Below are 266 nucleotides of genomic sequence, written 5' to 3'. Positions count from 1 at the left end.
GCGGATCGTCGCTCAGCGTGTCGGTCAGCGTCGTGGCTGTCGCGACAAGGTAGTCGAGCCGGTCCCAGCCCGCCACGCGCGCGACCGCATCCTCCAGCGACGCACCATAACCATGTGCGTCCAGCAACGACCGGCCGATCGCGGCGAACCCGTCCAGCGTCGCGGTGACCGCGCTTCTGGTTTCCGCGGTGCGGGCATCGTGGAGTTGCTTCGCCTCGCGCCAGGTTCGGCCGACGATGCGGTCATGCGTCTCGATCACCGCATCG

Annotated in this window: 1 protein-coding gene; it reads right to left on the bottom strand. The window is 68.8% G+C overall.

Annotation, left to right across the window (positions count from 1 at the left end; genetic code table 11):
• On the bottom strand, window positions 1-266 hold a 266-nt coding region (locus CVH10_RS21260), incomplete at both ends, for a hypothetical protein (protein WP_146143231.1).

This window comes from Halomonas sp. ND22Bw (assembly GCF_003011945.1).
Taxonomy (GTDB): Bacteria; Pseudomonadota; Gammaproteobacteria; order Pseudomonadales; family Halomonadaceae; genus Halomonas; species Halomonas halophila.
This window is presented reverse-complemented; position numbering and strand designations above follow the sequence as displayed.